Origin of the sequence: Acinetobacter sp. 766875, assembly GCF_000582055.1 — a bacterium.
GTDB classification, from domain to species: domain Bacteria; phylum Pseudomonadota; class Gammaproteobacteria; order Pseudomonadales; family Moraxellaceae; genus Acinetobacter; species Acinetobacter nosocomialis.
The window spans coordinates 38,792-59,092 of sequence record NZ_JEXX01000022.1; the positions used below are offsets into that span (position 1 = coordinate 38,792).

General features: G+C 35.9%; 18 protein-coding genes. 15 read left to right on the forward strand and 3 right to left on the reverse strand.

Annotated features, from left to right (window positions below):
* The first annotated feature begins 191 nt into the window (after positions 1-191).
* Positions 192-2,153 (forward strand): TonB-dependent receptor plug domain-containing protein, encoded by a 1,962-nt coding sequence (locus tag J576_RS15785; RefSeq protein ID WP_002050202.1) that lies wholly within the window; start codon positions 192-194, stop codon positions 2,151-2,153.
* A gap of 140 nt (positions 2,154-2,293) precedes the next feature.
* Positions 2,294-2,695, forward strand: a complete 402-nt coding sequence (locus J576_RS15790) for a Fur family transcriptional regulator (protein ID WP_002049876.1) — start codon at positions 2,294-2,296, stop codon at positions 2,693-2,695.
* A gap of 72 nt (positions 2,696-2,767) precedes the next feature.
* Here the strand turns inward: J576_RS15790 and J576_RS15795 are convergent, their stop codons facing one another.
* A complete protein-coding gene (locus J576_RS15795) occupies positions 2,768-4,549 on the reverse strand; it encodes a bifunctional metallophosphatase/5'-nucleotidase (RefSeq protein ID WP_002049997.1) in 1,782 nt (593 codons plus the stop codon).
* Positions 4,550-4,856: 307 nt separating this feature from the next.
* Between J576_RS15795 and ppk1 the strand changes: the two genes are divergently transcribed.
* The 10 genes from ppk1 to J576_RS15845 all read left to right on the forward strand — a co-directional run bounded on the left by ppk1 (position 4,857) and on the right by J576_RS15845 (position 13,481).
* Positions 4,857-6,932, forward strand: a complete 2,076-nt coding sequence (gene ppk1 / locus J576_RS15800; RefSeq protein WP_002049941.1) for a polyphosphate kinase 1 — start codon at positions 4,857-4,859, stop codon at positions 6,930-6,932.
* 223 nt (positions 6,933-7,155) lie between these two features.
* The gene (gene pqqA, locus J576_RS15805) at positions 7,156-7,230 is read left to right on the forward strand and encodes a pyrroloquinoline quinone precursor peptide PqqA (protein ID WP_001982218.1); all 75 of its coding nucleotides are present in this window, start codon (positions 7,156-7,158) and stop codon (positions 7,228-7,230) included.
* Between the two features lie 75 nt (positions 7,231-7,305).
* The gene (gene pqqB / locus J576_RS15810) at positions 7,306-8,217 is read left to right on the forward strand and encodes a pyrroloquinoline quinone biosynthesis protein PqqB (RefSeq protein ID WP_002050235.1); all 912 of its coding nucleotides are present in this window, start codon (positions 7,306-7,308) and stop codon (positions 8,215-8,217) included.
* A gap of 8 nt (positions 8,218-8,225) precedes the next feature.
* Positions 8,226-8,984 carry a pyrroloquinoline-quinone synthase PqqC gene (gene pqqC / locus J576_RS15815; RefSeq protein ID WP_000195110.1) on the forward strand — a complete coding sequence of 253 codons (759 nt, stop codon included), beginning with the start codon at positions 8,226-8,228 and terminating at the stop codon, positions 8,982-8,984.
* Positions 8,981-9,265, forward strand: coding sequence for a pyrroloquinoline quinone biosynthesis peptide chaperone PqqD (pqqD, locus tag J576_RS15820; RefSeq protein WP_002049970.1), 285 nt, complete (start codon positions 8,981-8,983; stop codon positions 9,263-9,265). The genes pqqC and pqqD overlap by 4 nt, the downstream gene beginning before the upstream one ends.
* Positions 9,262-10,416: a pyrroloquinoline quinone biosynthesis protein PqqE gene (pqqE, locus tag J576_RS15825; RefSeq protein ID WP_002050112.1), complete on the forward strand. Its 1,155-nt coding sequence runs from the start codon at positions 9,262-9,264 to the stop codon at positions 10,414-10,416. The genes pqqD and pqqE overlap by 4 nt, the downstream gene beginning before the upstream one ends.
* Positions 10,417-10,432: 16 nt before the next feature.
* Entirely contained in the window at positions 10,433-11,485 is a 1,053-nt protein-coding gene (locus tag J576_RS15830; protein ID WP_002050252.1) for a dipeptidase, read from the forward strand.
* A 579-nt stretch (positions 11,486-12,064) separates the two neighbouring features.
* Complete coding sequence (locus tag J576_RS19905) at positions 12,065-12,241, forward strand: hypothetical protein (RefSeq protein ID WP_033855690.1); 177 nt, start codon at positions 12,065-12,067, stop codon at positions 12,239-12,241.
* Positions 12,242-12,493: 252 nt separating this feature from the next.
* A complete protein-coding gene (locus J576_RS15840; RefSeq protein WP_000044007.1) occupies positions 12,494-12,730 on the forward strand; it encodes a hypothetical protein in 237 nt (78 codons plus the stop codon).
* Between the two features lie 163 nt (positions 12,731-12,893).
* A complete protein-coding gene (locus J576_RS15845) occupies positions 12,894-13,481 on the forward strand; it encodes a uracil-DNA glycosylase family protein (RefSeq protein WP_002050129.1) in 588 nt (195 codons plus the stop codon).
* 9 nt (positions 13,482-13,490) lie between these two features.
* On the opposite strand, the gene J576_RS15850 is transcribed toward J576_RS15845, so the two are convergent.
* Positions 13,491-15,050, reverse strand: coding sequence for a phospholipase D family protein (locus J576_RS15850; RefSeq protein WP_002084057.1), 1,560 nt, complete (start codon positions 15,048-15,050; stop codon positions 13,491-13,493).
* A 436-nt stretch (positions 15,051-15,486) separates the two neighbouring features.
* On the opposite strand from J576_RS15850, the gene J576_RS15855 reads away from it, so the two are divergent.
* Together J576_RS15855 and J576_RS15860 are read left to right on the forward strand one after the other, a co-directional pair.
* Entirely contained in the window at positions 15,487-15,954 is a 468-nt protein-coding gene (locus J576_RS15855; RefSeq protein WP_002049859.1) for a hypothetical protein, read from the forward strand.
* A gap of 726 nt (positions 15,955-16,680) precedes the next feature.
* Complete coding sequence (locus J576_RS15860; protein WP_002049945.1) at positions 16,681-17,040, forward strand: hypothetical protein; 360 nt, start codon at positions 16,681-16,683, stop codon at positions 17,038-17,040.
* Positions 17,041-17,065: 25 nt separating this feature from the next.
* On the opposite strand, the gene J576_RS15865 is transcribed toward J576_RS15860, so the two are convergent.
* Complete coding sequence (locus J576_RS15865) at positions 17,066-18,229, reverse strand: catalase family protein (RefSeq protein ID WP_002049989.1); 1,164 nt, start codon at positions 18,227-18,229, stop codon at positions 17,066-17,068.
* Between the two features lie 183 nt (positions 18,230-18,412).
* Here J576_RS15865 and J576_RS15870 point away from each other — a divergent pair, with 183 nt between their 5' ends.
* Positions 18,413-20,284 carry a non-contractile tail sheath protein gene (locus J576_RS15870; protein ID WP_002050167.1) on the forward strand — a complete coding sequence of 624 codons (1,872 nt, stop codon included), beginning with the start codon at positions 18,413-18,415 and terminating at the stop codon, positions 20,282-20,284.
* Positions 20,285-20,301: the final 17 nt, after the last annotated feature.

Sequence of the window (20,301 nt, forward strand, 5' to 3'; positions counted from 1 at the left end):
CAATAGGTTTTTAGGCACACCAAATTGCAATATTAACTTTTTTAAACCGAACAAACAATAATGATTATCATTATATAAATAATAATTACTTTTATCTTGAACAATAAAAGTCATGGGGCTATCATGCTCGGCACATCATAAAAGATAACAATTATCATATGGTAATCGTTATAAAATATAAGGACCGAGAAATGACGTTAACAAAAAAGGCGCTGGTGGTCGCCCTCTCAACACTGCTTCCATTTGCAGTCCAAGCAAATACCGATATTGACCAACAGGACACAAATGAACCTGTTCAAAAACTTAAAACTATTGTGGTTTCTGCTGCTTTAAAAGAACAAGATGTAGATAAAGCACCTGCATCGATTAGTGTAATCACAAGTGAAGATATTGAACGTAGCGCGGCACTCAGCCTTGCCGATGTTTTACAAAAACAAGCTGGGGTTTATAACTATAACAGTGGCCAAGATAAAATCGTTATACGGGGAATGCTAAATACCTCAGGGAACTACACCTTAATTCTTTTAAACGGTAAACGCATGTCATCTAATGGCGCCATGTGGCGAGGCAATGACTTTGACTGGAGTGCGATTCCTTTAAATAGTATTGAGCGTGTTGAGGTGATTCGTGGGCCAATGTCATCTCTCTATGGTGCAGATGCGATGGGCGGTGTCATTAACATCATTACAAAAAAAGCAGAAGATGGACAATTACACGGTTCTATTTTTGGTCAATACAACCGAGCAGACCGTGGTGATGGTAAAAACCAGTACCGTTACGGGTTTAACCTATACGGTGGTTTAACCGATAATTTAAGTTTCACTCTGGCAGGTGATGCTTATAACCGCGATGCATGGTATAGAAAGGGCCAGCCAGATCCAGATGGTGCATATTTTGTAGAAAAAGATACCAAAAATGTAAATGGTACTTTAAGCTGGAATATTAATGACCAGCAAACCTTAGATCTAGATTTGGGCTATAACAACGATAAACGCCCGCTAACTCAAGATGCAGCTACCTCCATTCAAGAATCAGAAATGAAACGTACCAATGTGGGGATTGCTCACCGTGGTAAATGGGCTTGGGGTAAAACAGAAGCTTATATCGGTAAAGAAACAGCTAAAATTTATGACTATGATAGTGAATACGATGCACCTCAAAGCCGTAATTATAAACAAGAAAATTTAATTGGTCGTGCTTTTGCCAACTTTGACTGGCTCATGAATAATACGACCAGTGGTTTTGATTATAAAGATCAGAAAATTACAGATGTCGTAAGTTATATCGGCACTGGAAAGAATCAGCAAAAGAGCTACGGTATATTTGTTCAAAACGATACCCATATTAATGATGCACTTACCTTAACATTAGGTGGTCGTTATGACGACTTTGATGACTTTGATGGTAAAACGACTGGTAAAGCCTATTTAGCATATCAACTCGCTGAAGGAGTCATAGTTAAAGGGGGTGTGGGACAGGCATATAAAGTACCAGCACCTGCTCAGCTAGATATTAACTACTCGATGATTTCATGTGGTGGTAGCTGTCATATTCGAGGTAATCCAAATTTAGCACCCGAAGAAAGTACAAACTATGAAGCATCCTTAATTGTGACCCGTCCAAACTGGAATGCTGGCGTTACGGTTTTCCAAAACGATGTAAAGAACTTGATTGAAGCAATTACCTTAAGTGATGGTGATCCGCGTTTAGTAGGTGATTTTAGAAAAATCTGGACCAATGTGAGCCGCGCAGAACTGAAAGGTGTGGAACTCAACGGTGGATATGATTTCACTGACAATTTAGGTGTTAAGGCAAACGCAACATACTTAGATGCAAAAAACAAAACTACAGGTAAAGACTTAACCGAACGACCAGAATGGCTTGCCAATGGCTCTATTTCTTGGGCACCAGTTCAAGACTTCCGTGTAAATGCAGGCGTGAGTTATGTCGGCAAACAAATGTACTCAGCGACTAAAGAATTACCAGCTTATACGACCTATGACGTCACGTTTACATCTCCTATTACGCCACGTTTAACACTGGACTACGGTGTAAAAAACCTGACCGATGTTGACTTGGAAGATAAAAACAAAACTTTTAATACCAAACTTTATGGCCGCAATTACTTTGTGAAAGCGACTTATAGTTTCTAAGTTAAATCTAGACTCAAAGCTTATTCATAGGGGAATAGGCTTTGAGCTTTTTAGTGAGTAAATATCCATAATTTTCAGGTAAATATAGACAAAATAATTTTTAAAACTTTCTATATTTCTAAACTTTAAGGTTAATTAACATGACGACAATATCAAAATCATTATTAAATGGACTACCGATAAAAAAATCGAGAATACATGTTTTTGAAATTTTAAATGAGAACCCACATGGCTTAAGTGCAGATAGTATTTATGCACAACTTAAAAATGAATATAAAATAACGCTAGGGACCATTTACCGAATTTTATCTGAATTTGAAAATCGTAAACTCGTCAAAAGAGTGTTTTTGGGAAAAAGTAAAAGTATTTATAAACTCAGAAAAGACAAAATGAGTTGTAATCTGATTTCTCTAAAAACTGCTGAAACTTCAAGCTTTGAACATGAAAAAGTGAAGGAACTATTGCACGAAGTTATGGATATTATTTTTGCAAATACTGGAGCAGACATCAGCAGTGTAGAACTTAACCTCTATACTGAATAAAAATTTCGTTTAAATTTTCATATAAAAATAAAGGACAGCTTCGTACTGTCCTTTATACGTCATTAAATGAAATTATTTGATGACTTTAATTCGATTTGTAGACGGAATAATGAGTGGAGAATTTTTAGCAACATAGCTTTCAAAGGCATCAATATCTTGACCGCCACCAACGCGGTTCTGGCCATCTTTTAATACAGTGAAGTTGTCACCACCATCTGCTAAGAAACTATTTACCGTTACACGGTACACCTTCGTATCAACTAATGGAGAGCCTGCCACCATAATATTGCTTGCTCGTGGTGAAACGGTTGTGTTTGCTGAATATTGATAACTTAACTCTTTAGACGGCTGTAAAATTTTAGGAGAGCTAGCATTTCCACCAGACCATTGTTGCTCAAGCACATCTCGAATTTGTTTACCGGTTAAACTCAGTGTCACAATAGAGTTACCAAAAGGCTGAACCGCAAAAATATCACCAAAAGTAATTTGGTTATTGTTATTAATTAAGAGGTCGGCACGTACACCACCTGGGTTCATGAGTGTAAAGTCTGAACCTTGGTCGCTTGCTTTAAGAGCAGAGGCTTGTTGTGCATCAGCAATCATATCGCCTAACGGACTTTCACCACTTTCGACTTGAGTACGGCTCACAACAGCAGTAGAAGTTCCAACTACGCGTCCAGAAATGGTTGTTACCGCCTGACGGTATTTATCTAAAATCGCTTCAATACTTGGTGTCTTACTAAATTTTTGATAAAGATCTGTAAGGCTTACGGTCGTTGTGCCTGAAGTATAGGCCTCACTTTGAATCGGAATTTGTTTAGCATCTTTTTTAATGATATCGCCAGTTTTACCGTCTAGCTCAATCTTAATATCGGTAATAAGTGTGCCGTATTGGCCAGCTGAAGTAAGTAAGAATGGCTTAGCTGGATTTTTAGTTGCATAGTCACAAATATAAGATTGATGCGTATGCCCTGAAACAACAATATCAACTGCCGGATTTAAGCGATCTAAAATACCTAAAATAGGTCCACTTAAGCCATCACAAGTTTTTTCATTAAGTTTAGTACTTGGTGCAGCACCTTCGTGAACAACCACAACAATTGCCTGAATTCCTTGTTTTTGTAGTTCAGGAATTAGCGCATTAACTGTATCCGCTTCATCACGAAATTCAACATCTTTAATGCCGGCTGCAGAAACGATACTTGGAGTCGCTTTAAGCGTTAAACCAATAAATGCTACTGGAATTCCACCATACATTTTGACTTTATAAGCTGGAAAAATAGTTTTACTTGCATCGTTTTTCATTGCGACGTTAGCTGCAAGGAAATTAAATTTCGCTCCACTAAAGTTTTTATTAATTTGGCAGGGTGCTGTACTTGTATATTGTTGACATCCACCATTTTGCAAACGGCGTAACTCATCTGTACCTCGGTCAAACTCATGGTTACCGACTGCATTAAAGTCAATTTGAATATCATTCATGACGTCAATGGTTGGCTCATCTAAAAATAATGAAGAAGTGAGTGGCGAAGCACTAATTAAATCACCCGCTGAAACAACAGCATTATTTGGATTTTGAGCTCTAAGTTTTTTAATTGCGTCTGCAAGGTAACTCACACCACCAACTGGAATACGAACTGTTTGAGAGGCGTCATTAGGGTTAGCGGCATCAACGTAGCGCTTAGGTGGCTCTAGATTTCCGTGAAAGTCATTAAAAGCTAAAATATCGACAATCTGGTTACTTCGGGGCGCAGATGTATTTGAATCACTGTCATTGTTATCATTACAACCGGCTAATAAAGCCATCGCCAGACATAAAGATGTTGTCTTAAATAATATATTTAAAGTTGTCATTTTTTATCAATTGGTGAATTAAGATGCATAAAAAATACGCATACTGTGTGAATATTTGATGAAAACTAAATCTTAATCAAAATCAGGTGATCTTTAAAAAATTAATGCTAAGATAATATTAGAGGTAAACTAATAAAAGGAAATATTTAAGACACATAAATAGATGTTAATTTTTAAGTTTTTCATAAAAAATTCATGAATTTGCAATAAAACAGTTACAAAATGTTCAGTGAATAAAATCGGTTATATATTTTTAAATTAATCTTTTTTATTCATGTTCACTTTTTATCCATTATAAGAGTCAAGAATGACATCATTACCTACATTATCTAGCTCAAACCAGCATAATTTAGAGACATATATCAATAGAGAACTCTCTTTATTAGAGTTTCATAAGCGTGTGCTCGCTCAGGCCAAAGATATTGAACACCCATTACTTGAACGTTTAAATTTTTTAATTATTTTTTCACGTAATCTGGATGAATTTTTTGAAATTCGTGTGGCAAGTTTGATCCAGAAAATTAGCCTAATGACACAAGCGACTGGACCAGAAGGTCTGCCATTACCAGAAGTATTAAAGCAAATTTCGAAAAATGCTCATGAAGCCGTTGAAGAGCAATATAAGATTTTAAATTATACGTTGTTGCCACAGTTGCAAGGCTATGGCGTCCACTTTATTCAGCACGGTGATATATTAGAAAAACATAAAGAATGGATTAAAGAATACTTTTTTAAAGAAGTACAACCTGTAGTTACACCAATTAGTCTTGATCCTGCACATCCATTTCCACGGTTAGTTAATAAAAGTCTTAACTTCATTGTGACTTTGGAAGGCAAAGATGCTTTCGGACGTCAGATTGATTTAGCTATTGTGCCGGCCCCGCGTTCTTTACCAAGACTTGTTAAAATTCCGGAGCATATTTCTGGTGGTGCAGAACATTACATTCTGCTCTCTGCCATTATTCACCAGCATATTTCGGATTTATTTCCGGGCATGAAAGCCACAGGTTGCCATCAATTTCGTGTGACCCGAAATGCTGATTTAACCGTTTCTGAAGATGTAGAAGACTTGGCGGCAGCTTTAAAAGGTGAATTATCTTCACGCCGTTTTGGTCAAGCAGTTCGTTTGGAAGTAGCAAAAAAATGTCCTGAAGAAATTGCTAACTATTTATTAGAGCAATTTGATTTAGATGCAGAGCATCTTTATTACGTCGATGGTCCTGTCAACTTAGCCCGCTTTATTTCAAACTTTGATTTGCCAGAGTTGCGCTATAAACCATATCAACAGATTTTACCAAAACTTCTCTATAGTAAAAAGCCAATTTTTGATGTGTTAAAAGCAGGGGATGTTTTACTTCATCATCCATTTGACTCTTTTGCACCCGTCATTAAGTTTCTTCGGGAAGCTGCACAAGACCCAAATGTCTTGGCAATTAAACAAACCTTATACCGTAGTGGTGCCAACTCGGAAATCGTTCAACTTCTTGCAGAAGCGGCGCGTAACGGAAAAGAGGTTACTGCTGTTATTGAGTTAAGAGCACGTTTTGACGAAGAGTCCAATATTGAAGTAGCTAACGTATTGCAAGAAGCAGGCGCAGTTGTCGTTTATGGCATTGTTGGCTATAAAACTCACGCTAAAATGATTTTAGTTGTTCGCCGTGAACAAGACAAAATTAAAAGATATGTTCACTTAGGTACAGGCAACTATCATGCGGTGAATGCCAAAATTTATACAGATTTTGGCCTGCTTACGAGTGATGCTGAAATCTGTGAAGACGTACATAAAATTTTCCAAGAACTGACTGGTATGGGCAAAATGGCAAAGCTTAAGAAACTTTTTCATGCACCTTTTACCTTGCATTCACAATTACTAGAGCTTATTGAACAAGAAATTAAAAATAGCCTTGCTGGCAAAAAAGCACACATCATCATTAAAGTGAATGCGCTTACTGAACCACAGCTCATCAGCGCGCTTTATAAAGCTTCTCAAGCGGGTGTACAAATTGATTTAATTATTCGCTCAATTTGCTGTTTAAGACCACAAGTTGCAGGGCTGTCCGATAATATTCGGGTACGTTCAATTGTTGGACGCTATTTAGAACATACTCGAGTTTACTATTTTTATAATGATGGTGATACAAAAGTGTTTTGCGCTAGTGCAGACTGGATGGAACGTAATTTGTTCTCTCGTATCGAAACCTGCTTCCCAATCGAAAGTAAAAAATTAAAGAAACAAGTTATTGAAGATGGTCTAAACAATTACCTAAAAGATAATCGTCAAGCGTGGGAACTACAAGCTGATGGAACTTGGGTGCAATGCCAGCCTAAACCAGAGCAAGATCTTTATATTGCACAGCAATACTTAATGAACTTAGCCGTGTAAAAGTTCGGTCATAGCAGAATATTTGTCTGTTATGACCTTTTAATCGCCTTTGATTGATAAGGAGTTATTAAAATTTGGACAAAAAACACAATTATCGAACAATATCTTGTATCAACCTTATCTACAAACGTGGCATTTTTAATTAGAATAAATTTTTAATTGCTTTATAAGATTTAATCAAGTGATTCATTTCGCAAGATTAATCCTGACTGGAGAAAAATTTATGCAATGGACAAAACCAGCTTTCACTGATTTACGTATTGGTTTTGAAGTAACAATGTACTTTGAAGCACGTTAATTATTTCTATTCAAATCTGACATAAGCCCTAGTTTTGTTCTAGGGCTTATGTCTTTCTAATAAGATATTAATTTTATGTATATTTATATTTTAGGTTCAGCGGCTGGAGGCGGCTTCCCTCAGTGGAACTGTAATTGTCCTAATTGTCATGGTATTCGTACAGGTAAAATTAATGCCAAAGTACGAACTCAATCTTCAATTGCGGTTTCAGAAAACGGCGTAGACTGGATTTTATTAAACGCATCACCAGATATCCGTCAGCAATTATTTGACTTTAAAGCAGCTCAACCTGCACGTAAATTACGTGACACGGGCATTACCAACGTTATTTTGATGGATAGCCAACTTGACCATACCACTGGACTGTTAACTTTACGTGAAGGCTGCCCAATGAATGTGTGGTGTACAGAAATGGTCTATCAAGACCTGACCACAGGTTTTCCAGTCTTTAATATGTTGAAGCACTGGAATGGCGGTCTTCAATACAATGAAATTAATCCTAAACAAGCTTTTAAAATTGATGGTTTTGAAAATTTAGAATTTTTACCTTTAATTATTCAAAGCGCGGCACCGCCATATTCACCACATCGCCATGACCCGCATGAGGGCGACAATATTGCCTTAATCATCAAAGATCGTAAAACACAAAAACAGTTGTTTTATGCACCAGGGCTTGGAAAGATTGATGATCAAATCATGCAGATTATGCAAAATTCTGACTGCGTCATGATTGATGGCACACTCTGGACCGATGATGAAATGCAGCAAACGGGTGTAGGTAAAAAAACTGGCCGTGAAATGGGGCATTTATATATTAGTGGGGAAGGCGGTTCACTGTCTTATTTGAATCAACTCAATACACCCAAAAAAGTGCTGATTCATATTAACAATACCAATCCGATTTTAAATGAAGACTCTGCTCAATTTGCTGAACTAAAAGCACATGGTGTAGAAGTTGCCTATGATGGCATGCAGATCGAACTCTAAGGTGAAACATGACTCAAACACCTGAAGCTTTAACAACCGAACAATTTAAACAAGCCATTATTGATAAAGGTCAGTATTATCATATCTATCATCCATTTCATGTAATGATGTATGAAGGTAAAGCGACCCAGCAACAAATTCAGGCTTGGGTTGCAAACCGCTACTACTATCAGATCAATATTCCACTCAAAGATGCCGCGATCATGGCAAATTGCCCAGACCAACGTGTACGTCAGGAATGGATTCAACGCATGATTGACCAAGATGGCGAATATCCTGACGGCGGTGGACGAGAAGCATGGTTACGGTTAGCAGAAGCTGTAGGCTTGAGTCGTGAGCAAGTGATTTCCGAAGAATTGGTTTTACCGGGTGTTCGCTTTGCTGTAGATGCCTATGTAAATTTTGCACGCCGTGCATCATGGCGTGAGGCAGCAAGCAGCTCTTTAACTGAACTTTTTGCCCCACAGATTCATCAATCTCGCCTTGAATCATGGCCACAACATTACCCTTGGATTGATGACAAGGGCTACGAGTATTTTCGTTCTCGTTTAAGTCAAGCACGCCGTGATGTTGAACATGGTTTAACAATTACGCTTGATTCATTTACCACTCATGAGCAACAACAAAGAATGCTGGAAATATTGCAGTTTAAACTGGATATTTTATGGAGCATTTTAGATGCCTTAACACTGGCATACGTACACAATGAAGCACCATATCATAGCGTGACTCAAGAACGGGTATGGCACAAAGGACTATTTAAATGAATAAAGAACAATTTGATGTAAATCTTGTGCCTACATGGCGACAAGGTTATCGCTTTCAATTTGAGCCTGCTCAAAATAGTTTTGTCATTTTATATCCTGAAGGCATGATTAAATTAAATGAAAGTGCAGGGGCCATTGGACAGTATATTGATGGGAAAAATAATGTCTCTGCCATTATTGCCCAGCTCAAGCAACAATTTGGCGATATAGCCGAAATTGACAACGATGTTATTGATTACATGTTAGTTGCCCAGCAACAGCACTGGATTGATTTTATATGACCAATGGTGTTGGTTTACCTCTATGGCTACTAGCGGAGCTAACATATCGTTGCCCGCTACAATGTCCATATTGCTCGAACCCTTTAGACTACGCACAGCACAAAAATGAACTGACTACTCAAGAGTGGTTTGACGTTTTCGATCAAGCTCGGCAAATGGGTGCTGTACAGCTAGGGTTTTCAGGTGGTGAACCTTTAGTACGTCAAGATCTGGAACAGCTTGTGGCACATGCACACCAACTCGGATTTTATACCAATCTCATTACCTCAGGCATGGGACTTACCGAACAGCGTATCTCTCATTTAAAACAAGCTGGCCTAGACCATATTCAAATTAGCTTTCAAGCAAGTGACCCAGTTGTTAATGATGCTTTGGCAGGTTCGAAACATGCTTTTGAACAAAAGTATGAAATGTGCCGACTTGTTAAGAAATATGATTATCCGATGGTCCTTAATTTTGTGATTCATCGGCATAACATTGACCAGATTGATAAAATTATCGAGCTTTGCCTTGAACTTAATGCCGATACAGTCGAGCTAGCAATTTGTCAGTTTTATGGTTGGGCATTTTTAAACCGTCAAGGTTTATTACCGACACAAGAACAACTCATACGTGCTGAACGTATTACCAATGAATATCGCGACAAGTTAAAAGCGCAGAACCATCCTTGCAAACTTATTTTTGTGGTACCTGATTATTACGAAGAACGACCAAAAGCCTGCATGAATGGCTGGGGTAAAATCTTCTTTACAGTTGCTCCAGATGGTATGGCCTTGCCATGTCACGCAGCAAGACAATTGCCTATTTCTTTCCCAAATGTTCGTGAGCAAAGTCTATCAAAAATCTGGTATGAATCTACCGGTTTTAATCACTTCCGTGGCGATGCATGGATGCCAGAAGGTTGCCGTAGTTGCCCAGATAAAGACCGCGACTTTGGTGGCTGTCGTTGCCAAGCCTATATGTTAACAGGCGATGCAAGCAATGCAGACCCTGTTTGTGGTAAATCGCCATATCATCAGTTGATTGAACAGGCACGTGCCGAGAGTGAATTCGATGCAACTCTAGAAAAACTGGTATTCCGTAACACTAAAAATTCAAAGCAATTTACGGTTCAACAAAACATTCCTGTTCAAAATATTGTAGATGATTAGCTGTGAGAAAACCGATATGAATCATGGCACATTTCCTGTTTTTGATGGTCATAACGATGTATTAACCCGTTTGTGGTTAAGTGATCATAGCAATCCTACTCAGGCTTTTATTCAGGAACGTTTAGCAGGGCATCTCGATTTAAAACGCTGTCAAGAAGCGGGTTTTGTCGGTGGGATGTTTGCTATTTTCTTGCCGCCTTTTCATTATGTTAAGCATCATCATCCCAACAAACTATTTGACCAAAACGCGTCTGACTTTACCCAACAGCAAATTGAGCAAATTTGTCTGGCACAACTCGATTTAGCAAAACAACTTGCCGAGTATTCTAACGATATTCAAATTTGCACAACTGTTCAGCATATTCAGCACTGTTTAGCAAAACAAAAGTTAGCCATTGTATTGCATATGGAAGGCGCCGAAGCACTACAATTCAATCCAGATTTACTCGATATATTTTATGATGCAGGGCTTCGTAGCATCGGGCCGCTTTGGAATAGACCCAGTCGTTTTGGACATGGTTTAAATGCTAAGTTTCCCCATTCACCCGATACGGGAGCCGGCCTTACACACGAGGGGAAAGTATTTATAAAACGCTGTGCTGATAAAAAAATGGTGATTGATGTTTCCCATATGAATGAACGAGCTTTTTGGGATACCGCTAACATTCTTCAACAGCCCATAGTCGCGACCCATTCGAATGTACATGCCTTATGTCCTCAAGCCAGAAATCTAACAGATGACCAACTTAGGGCGATCAGGGACTCTAAAGGCATAGTCGGGGTAAATTTTGACGTTGCATTTTTACGTAAAGACGGGCAGCGCGATGCCAACACATCTATTGATGTACTTTTAGAGCATCTTGAATATTTAATAGATCAAATGGGAGAAGATTATGTCGGTTTTGGTTCCGACTTTGATGGAGCACTTATTAGCGATGAAATTGAAGATGTAAGGGGACTACACTTACTTATTGAAGCAATGCAAAAGCGACATTATTCCAATGAAAGTATAGAAAAAATTTGTTTTTCTAACTGGTTAACTGTACTCAATCGCATTCTAAATAAATAATTTAGTGCTAAACATATTGAAAATAGCGAATTATTTTGCATTTTTTATTGGCCGAAATGACTAAAAAAAGTACAAATGGTTTAATTGTCAACCATTCGGTAAATTAATTAGAATCAATATTACTGAATGTAAGAACATTTGGTATTTCAGGTCTTTAGTGGTTTTCACATGCGCCCATTTCTTTTTGAGAAGTAGAAATGGGCGTTTTTTATTGCTTATTTTAAAAATGAGAATTTCATCACAAGAATGACCAATTAATTGCAAATGGTCCCTTTCCCGTCTTGACTAAAAGTTCAGCATTAAATACATTGGAACTGTATTTAAAGATAAATAAGATTGCTTAAAGCAATTAATAATACTGCTTAATCCTGAAATACAGTAAAAAGCCTATTCCATTTTTAGAATAGGCTTTTTGCTTTGTATCAAAATTTATTTTTGAAATTACTATACTCTTCAATTAACATAAAAATTAAATACCTTACAAAAGCGACTCAAATCAAAGCCCTTAAATAACAAATAATGTGCTATTAATTTAAGTTGATTTCTCAAAAGTTTCTCCGTCAACTGAAGAGGTGCAAAATGTTAAAATCAATTTTAGTACTAGGAACAGGTATTGCCATTGGCATATGCGTATACAAGAAGAAGCAAAAAAATAGTAAGAGCTTTAGTACCGATAGCGATACTGACTCATTGATTAGTAAAGATAATAATAAAAACAAAGATGATAGTTCTCTAGATAATGCTGTACAAGTTTAAACGTAAATAAAGGGGTTCATACGTGGACCCTTTAAATATTATTTTCTATAAATTAAATTTATTTAAAATAATAAACTTTTTTATAAGTTCATCTAATATTAACTTTTATTTTAAATAATTATTTCACTATTCATTTAATTATTAAATAAATATGTTTAAAACAAAAAGAACACTTCAAATGCTAAATTTTACATGTTGTAGCAAAACTCCCTTTATTATCTTTAACGTTAAGAATAAAAAATGGAGACTAAAATGTCTAAACGTCATATTTTAAAAGAAGTTAATGCAAAAAGTATGTGTGGTATGGAAATTGTGGTAGAGCAAATTTTTGAAAATGCCCTGGAAAAAAATTTAGCTTCAACCGAAGTAGAGCAAAACTGGTTACCACTTTCGAAGATTGTCATTTCAGACAAAGTTATCAATTTAGATCAAGACAATACCTTTGCCCATCCAAGAACAGGTAAAGTCTTTAAAATTTTAAACTCTTAAGCAGTTTGGTTACTAACATGCATATAAACGAAATGATTGAGGCGAAACAACAAAAGGTTTCGCCTCAATGCATTTAATTAAGTGAATTTGCATTTCTTGACTCGTGATTAACCTGAAAATGCGTTAAGTTACTTATAATTTTTGAAGTAAATACTGATTTTTTATGATAATTGAGATAGAAACCCATCCACTACAACCATTTTTACCTGAAAATGCCCGTTTATTAATGCTAGGGAGTTTCCCACCTCCTCGTAATAAATGGAAGATGGACTTTTATTATCCAAACTTTCAAAATGACATGTGGAGAATTTTTGGCTTAATCTTTTTCCAAGACAAGACCTATTTTTTAAGCGAAAATCAGAAAACATTTAATGAAGAACGTATCCGAAACTTCTTAACTGAAACAGGTATTGCCATTTTCGATACGGCTTATCAAATTAAACGCCTCAAAGGTAATGCTTCCGACAAATTTCTGGAAATTGTCACACCCACAGACTTGGCGGCTTTGCTTCAAAAAATCCCTTTATGCCAAACTATTATGACTACAGGTGACAAAGCAACTGATACCTTAATTTCAGTTTTACCTGAGAACACTGAAAAACCTTTAATTGGAACATCGACAACAACTTATTTTGCCGACCGCGATATTCATTTATATCGGTTACCGTCATCTTCTAGAGCATATCCACTAGCGCTTGAGAAGAAAGCAGAAGCCTATCAAAAATTCTTTAATGAAATAGGTTTCTTGTAATATTCAAACTTACATCATCCACTCAATAGGCAAGTAAGAAACGGCTTTAATCATTGTTCGTTGAAAACGGCTGGTTCCCGGGTCTTTATCGTATTCAATGACTTGACCATTCGACTGGTAATCTAGCCAAGTAATTTCACCTTGGCTATTTAGTTTTAACTGATAGGCCACTTGGGGTAAATGTTGATCTAACATAACGGAAATCTGAGTTTGTAATTGGCTAGATTCAATCACTAAACCTACTTCGGTATTTAAATAAGTAGAGCGGGGGTCAAAGTTAAAAGAACCAATAAATACTTTGCCATCTACATCAAAAAATTTCGCATGCAAACTTGATTTATTTTTACCCTTTGCCGGTATAACGCTACCCGTTACAATTTCGTACCAAGTTCTACGTCGCCGTTCTAAAACAGGTTTAAACTCATAAAGTTCAATACCATTTTTAAGCATTTCTACACGGTATTGACTATAAAAAGCATGTACGATCGCAACATCATTCGCAGCAAAAGAGTTAGTTAAAGCACGAACTTTAATTCCTTCAACTCGCAGTTGTTTCAAATAATACGTACCTTGTTGAGTGGGTACAAAATAAGCAGAAGCTAATTCTAAGTGCTGCTTGGGTTTACCCATAATAGACATGACTTGCCCATACAGCATTTCATGTTCAGCTGCGGTACCTAAAATTTTCTTGGGAGAGTCTGCTACAAAGTGTGCTTTAGACCATTGAATAGGGTTGTGCTCTAAAAGCTCTTTTAGATAAGACTGAGCATCATAAAGTTTATCTTCAGTCAGGCTATGGTTCTCATGGTGTAATTGTTCGTAATGCTCTCTTAGAGCTTTTAAATGATGCTCAGCACAAGTACCAATCACTTTAGTCGCGTCTACACTTAAGGTACTTTCCCAAAAGTCAGCAAATACAGCTTGGGCATGCCGTACAGCATCTCCATAAAACAAAATATCTAAATCTGTAAATTGAAACTTACTGCTTGCTTCAAAATATTCACTACTGATATTTCTACCACCGGTTACTGCAATTGAAGCATCTGCAATTATGAGCTTGTTATGCATACGGTGATTCACTTTTTTGAAGCGAAAAATATAGTCGAATATTCTTAAATATCTAAATTTATAAGGATTAAATAGCCTAATTTCAAAATTGGAATGCTGTAAAAGGCTTCTTAATATGCCATCAAGTTTTATACCGTTTTGATCATCAATCAACAACCTGACTTTTATGCCTCGATCTGCCGCCTTCAGTAATTCATGCAAGATCAGATTACCCACAAAATCATTAGTCCAAATGTAATATTGTAGATCTATAGTTTCTTTGGCATTTCTAATTAAATAAATACGTGAAGCGATACTCATAAATGCATCATCGAGGGCTACAAAAGCGGTAAGACCCTGACGTGTTTTTTCTTCTGCTGCCTCATCATTCAACCAATTATTTGTCTTTATCACTATATCTTTCTCATTAGGATCGTATGTATCTGTATAAGAAGGTAAATCAGTAAAACCCCAAGCACTTAAGGCCATAGTACTATACTGCTCATATAGCTGATTGATCATGTAAGCATTTAATTTGCATCCAAGTTAGATCTATCAGAGCATTCTTATATTCAATTTATATGTCAAAAACCTCAATAACTGTATGATTTTGTTGTACTCTAAAAAACTATAAAATTAAAATATAATGAAAACAATGTATTAGTAGAGATTAAAATTTTACTAGCGGCTTGTTAAATAATCATTTTGATTGTGTGAGCTGTATTTTACTGCAAGAAATTATTTCGATAATTTATGAATTTCACTTATAAAACTGTGACATATTACTCCTTATTTTTATAAGTTGTGTTTTAACATGCGCCCTAATTTCACAAGTTCACATTACTTACAATGAGGACACTAACTACTACATTAAAACACATGATTTCTATCATACTTCCTTAAAAAGCTGCATAAGCAACCTACCAAACAATGGAAGGTAGAAGGAAGGAGATAGGAAATGCCACAATATTTAATGATTGCTGAAAAGGTATATAAAAAAATTGAAGAAAATAATCTTTTTTCTGATACTCCGACTGAACATTTGAATAACTTGATAGGCGTAATCCGTAAAGAGATTAAAGGTACAAAATTTAAGCTTAAATATAACTTTATTGACTTTGAAGAATGTTTAACAAAGCCACTGGATGAATGCGCCGTTAAGATTGATATTAGCCTAATGCCAAGCCATAAAAATAAAGACGAATATATTTTATGGTTAGCGGGATTTATAGAAAGAATGACGACAGGTGGGGAGACTCATCTTCCTCCTATTTCAAAATTTATTCCACCAGACTTTAAATTTAACTGTGAATTTGATAGTGGTCATACTCAGCCAGTAGAAGTACAGAGACATGATGAGGGGGAACTTATCATTAATTACTTTAAATCAGAGGCCTTCATGAAAATTATAAAAGAAGAAAAATAATTTAAAGAATAGAAGTGTTTCCACCACACTTCTATATCGCTGTCAAAATTCAGCGACCGCCTTCTGGGGCGGTTTTTTTATGGAATTAGCAAAATTCCTTGTTATATTGATGTCTTCACATAAGTTTTCACTATGAACATAACTCAATTGTTCGCTATAAAAATAGATACAGAAATCAATGTTAGCTTTTTATTATCTTCATGGTTTAAGGAGATATAGAAATTTTAAAAGAGAGTTAAATTGCTTCCTTGTAGACAATTTAGTCTAGATGTATTCTGAATCTATAAAGAACTTTCATGTTTGTTAGTTTTTTAAAGGAGGTGTCTATGCTCCATAATTTTAGACAATTTTTCTGCATGCACATCTGGGAATATGATTTTGATATTTCTCATGATGAGGTAAGAGAATGTAGAAAATGTGGGAAAATTCATAAAGTGAAGAGTTCCCATAAAATGACTTAAGATTAAAGAAAGTGATTTTAAGCATATTAAAAAATAAGCCCAATAATTTAAAAGTATTGGGCTTATTTATGAATAATAAAAACCTATTAATTTACTCAGAATATAATTCAAATTAGATCACATTTTTAAATTATAAAAGGTTTCAATTTACATAAATTTATATTAAATTTAAAAAAAAAATAACACTTCAATAAAAACTAAAAACTTAAATTTATAACTTTAATCTTATACTCATATTTTATAAGAAATTAATAAGGAGATAGAAATGCCAAAATACTTACTATTAGCAGAAAAAATTTCAAAAAATATAAAAAAAGAACACACCAATAATCATCTAAAAAATCTAAATAATTTAATTATGGAAATCAAAAAAGCAATTAATGGTACAGAATTAAAGTTTTTATATAATTTTTTTGATTTCGGAGGCACATTTCTTAATCTTCAGGATGAGTTACCTTTCAAGTTAGATATTAGCTTGATTCCCATCTATAAAAGTGAAGAAGACTTTATTTTTTGGTTAGCAGATTTCATTGATCGAATCACTATCGACACAAGTAAAGGAGATTATTCAATAAAAAAGAAGTTAGCCATCCTACACTCTATTGTTGAGAAAATTGATCTATAGGCTTTAGCTTAGTATAGCCATTCTTTTAAGGCTCTTGTCGAGGGGCCGAGTTCATATCGTGTCTCACTTTACTTATATTTTCATAAATAATTTTACGTAATCTGTTTATTGCACCTAAAGGTTTGTGCTCAGGTAAAGCATGCCACGGCGTAAAGGAGAGATTTTCACAAAATTGATTCTGTTCCGGTGTATCAAAGCTTTGCTTTGGAATACGAATAGTTGCAACCTGATAAAAAGGTGCTTCTGCTTCTTTCCATTCTGTCATTGCATCTTCAACTTGCATTTGAGTTGAAGTTCTTGGCTGTATAAGAAACTCCATACAAGCGTCTTGTTTTTGCAGCGTATCTTTTAGTGCAGCTCTTAAAAAATTATGGCTTGGATGGTCAGGTAGAGATGTAGATACCGTAGAACAATTTCTTACGGAATACTTAACAGCTTGACGGTCATTATCTAATCCTAATTGATAGGGCACCATAGACCAGTAACGTGCATATAATGGATTAGAAATTTTAGAATTACGCGCTCCTAAAGCATTGATTGTTCCTTTAAGCCCTAAAGCAAACGGAATATGAAGCTTTCTGAGAGTACTTTTGCTGTTAACGTCCTGCATAAAAGAAAGATATCTTTGCCCATCATTTACGAAAAAGACAGGATGATTGATCATAATAAAATCTTGAGTTGTCGCTTCTTTTTCACTTTCTAAAATTTTTTGCCCCGGTACACCTAAAACTTTTATCGCTATGCCGCGAGCATCTTTTTCAATGTCTGCTTGAGATGCATCGTTAGATGCATTCGAAAATCGAATCCAGGCTTGATAGCTCTTATCAGGAACAAATATACCTTTTGCAAGTTGATTTGGAATATTTTTAAGTACATGGAACTCGGCACGAACACAGCCATGTGCTTTAGGATGTGCATCTCTTAAGGCTTTACCAGGTGCATACTCTTTACGTATTGATTCTTCAATAACGGTAGAGATTTCTTGAGCCAGTTTTTTTTCATTTGGTTGGAGCTTTTCATTTAAATATTCATCAGGGATTGGATAATTAGTTGTATAGGTAGGAGTAGAAATAGCAGAAGCTTTAGTATTTTTATAAAATATTGGATCACTACAGCCACTTAATAATGAAAGAACTGGAGTAAAAATAACGAGTAGTCTAAAGTGGCTTAAATGAGAAAAGTTTGGCATTCATTGCTCCTTATTGCAAAGTCCACTTTAGAATTAAAATAATATGTTAGCTTTACATTATTTTAATGATTCCAACCATTATCTACTGTTAATAGATTAGACTAAATTGTTACTTATCTGAACAATATAAATAAAATTATTATTTAATATAAAGCTTCTTAAAACCATTAAGAGCAATATGACATGATAAATAATTCAGAAAATGTACAAAATAATTCGACTGTTTCACCTCAACCCATTACTCAAAATATACTTATTGATCGGTTCAACCCAACTTATTGGAGAATAGATGGTCCACAAACCATGTCTTTTGCGATTACCAATTATGGCAACGGTTTTGAGGCGTCTTTCCGCTCACGCATGACTACAGACTTGGCTGGTATTAGTTGGGACTCTTACGACTCTAAAGACCATAAATTTTTAGCTTATGAAACTAAATATAGCTATTCAGGTGTGGTATGGGACTTTGATATTGAACTATCACCATCTATGCCAGTTCTAAATAATGAGTCGCTAACTCCAACTTTAACGGTTTATTATAACGACAATGGAGTAGATAAAATTGCGTATATCGTCTTGTTCAACTATGCAAATACTCCATCTTCAAGATCTGCCCATATTCATATCAACTGGGATACAGTCAAAGCAGGTTTCTCGGCTACAGATAGTTTTCCAGTTACCAATATTCAGCAAATCACATTTTCGGCTTTTACAAGTAGTTATAACCCACACTCATCATTGCCCTTAAGTCAGGCTGAAGATGGTTATATTCGCATTACTAATTCAGTCGTGACAGGTGCAAATGCAAAATTAAATTTAAGCCGAGTGGTTGTACCACAGCATAACTATGGCTTATGTACCAGCTATGACGATCATTACGACCTGAACCCGCAGCGTATAGTAGATAACATGGCTGCTTTGGGTTATCACGGTTTCATTAATCATTACTGTGGTATGTCACATTATCCTGAAATAATCTGGAGAAGTGATATTAATAGATTCCAGATTCCAGACACCTTAGTGACTGGACAAGATGTTGTTAACCCATGTACCCGTAAATGGCATGAGAAATATGCCCAAGCTCTGCATAATGCAAATATGCAACCCGTTTTTGGGGTAAGTTTTGAAATGTACTCGCTAGGCGCAAATGAATTTTGGGCACAGCGAGACTGGAATAGTAATTTGGGTAAAACAGGCTACCAGCCACCAAGTTATTTCTTCAGTTTAAGTGATCAAAATGCTTTGGCATATTTACATAAAGTTTTTATTGAGTTTGCAGATACCATGGTGACAGGTGGGTCTGATGTCAACATGCAAATTGGTGAGCCTTGGTGGTGGTATAACACAGATACGAACTTACCATGTGTCTATGACTATCCAACCAAGTTAGCTTTTAATGCAGATACAGGTTTATATGCACCAGACTTAGGAACAATTTATGAGGCGATGAATAAAACAGGAACACCGTATGATGAATTTAAAACATGGTTAAGAAATAAGTTAGGGCAGACCTGCCAAGATATTCGAACAGCAATTAAAGCAAAATATGCAAATGCCCAAGTGTGCCCATTAATCTTTTTCCCATCTATTCGCTCACCAATACAAACCCTAGCAACTTATATTAATTATCCAAGTGAGCATTATTCATACCCTCATTTTGATTACATTATGACTGAAGCCTATGATTGGCTTTTAGAAGCGAAATTAGATTTAGCCCATCAAGCTGTTTCACAAATACCAACTCAAGATTTAGGCTATCCTGCCAGTAAAGTTGCTTATTTATCAGGGTTTGTACCAGATGCATCTATTGCTTATATCTATGGATTCGACAAAAACAAACCATATCGAACACCTATCTGGCAACGTATTTTTGGAGATATGCAAAATAATGTATCTCTAGGGCTTATGAAGCAATTTATCTGGGCATATCCACAAGTTATGTTTGACTCGATTACAATCGATACTACTCAAGCTCCAAATGGCTTCTTTGTTGAAAATACGCTCTATACACCTATTAGTGATAACACGCCATACCCACCGGATATTTACCTATAAGTAAAAATAAGCTGGTT

What these genes read in the sequence shown, in the direction of transcription:
- J576_RS15865 (WP_002049989.1), bottom strand. Translation starts at nt 18,229, where the DNA reads ATGCCAAACTTTTCTCATTTAAGCCACTTTAGACTACTCGTTATTTTT.
- J576_RS15860 (WP_002049945.1), top strand. Translation starts at nt 16,681, where the DNA reads ATGCCAAAATACTTACTATTAGCAGAAAAAATTTCAAAAAATATAAAA.
- pqqB (WP_002050235.1), top strand. Translation starts at nt 7,306, where the DNA reads ATGTATATTTATATTTTAGGTTCAGCGGCTGGAGGCGGCTTCCCTCAG.
- J576_RS15830 (WP_002050252.1), top strand. Translation starts at nt 10,433, where the DNA reads ATGAATCATGGCACATTTCCTGTTTTTGATGGTCATAACGATGTATTA.
- pqqE (WP_002050112.1), top strand. Translation starts at nt 9,262, where the DNA reads ATGACCAATGGTGTTGGTTTACCTCTATGGCTACTAGCGGAGCTAACA.
- pqqC (WP_000195110.1), top strand. Translation starts at nt 8,226, where the DNA reads ATGACTCAAACACCTGAAGCTTTAACAACCGAACAATTTAAACAAGCC.
- pqqD (WP_002049970.1), top strand. Translation starts at nt 8,981, where the DNA reads ATGAATAAAGAACAATTTGATGTAAATCTTGTGCCTACATGGCGACAA.
- J576_RS15870 (WP_002050167.1), top strand. Translation starts at nt 18,413, where the DNA reads ATGATAAATAATTCAGAAAATGTACAAAATAATTCGACTGTTTCACCT.
- J576_RS15785 (WP_002050202.1), top strand. Translation starts at nt 192, where the DNA reads ATGACGTTAACAAAAAAGGCGCTGGTGGTCGCCCTCTCAACACTGCTT.
- J576_RS15845 (WP_002050129.1), top strand. Translation starts at nt 12,894, where the DNA reads ATGATAATTGAGATAGAAACCCATCCACTACAACCATTTTTACCTGAA.
- J576_RS15850 (WP_002084057.1), bottom strand. Translation starts at nt 15,050, where the DNA reads ATGATCAATCAGCTATATGAGCAGTATAGTACTATGGCCTTAAGTGCT.
- J576_RS15840 (WP_000044007.1), top strand. Translation starts at nt 12,494, where the DNA reads ATGTCTAAACGTCATATTTTAAAAGAAGTTAATGCAAAAAGTATGTGT.
- J576_RS15855 (WP_002049859.1), top strand. Translation starts at nt 15,487, where the DNA reads ATGCCACAATATTTAATGATTGCTGAAAAGGTATATAAAAAAATTGAA.
- J576_RS15790 (WP_002049876.1), top strand. Translation starts at nt 2,294, where the DNA reads ATGACGACAATATCAAAATCATTATTAAATGGACTACCGATAAAAAAA.
- ppk1 (WP_002049941.1), top strand. Translation starts at nt 4,857, where the DNA reads ATGACATCATTACCTACATTATCTAGCTCAAACCAGCATAATTTAGAG.
- J576_RS19905 (WP_033855690.1), top strand. Translation starts at nt 12,065, where the DNA reads ATGTTAAAATCAATTTTAGTACTAGGAACAGGTATTGCCATTGGCATA.
- J576_RS15795 (WP_002049997.1), bottom strand. Translation starts at nt 4,549, where the DNA reads ATGACAACTTTAAATATATTATTTAAGACAACATCTTTATGTCTGGCG.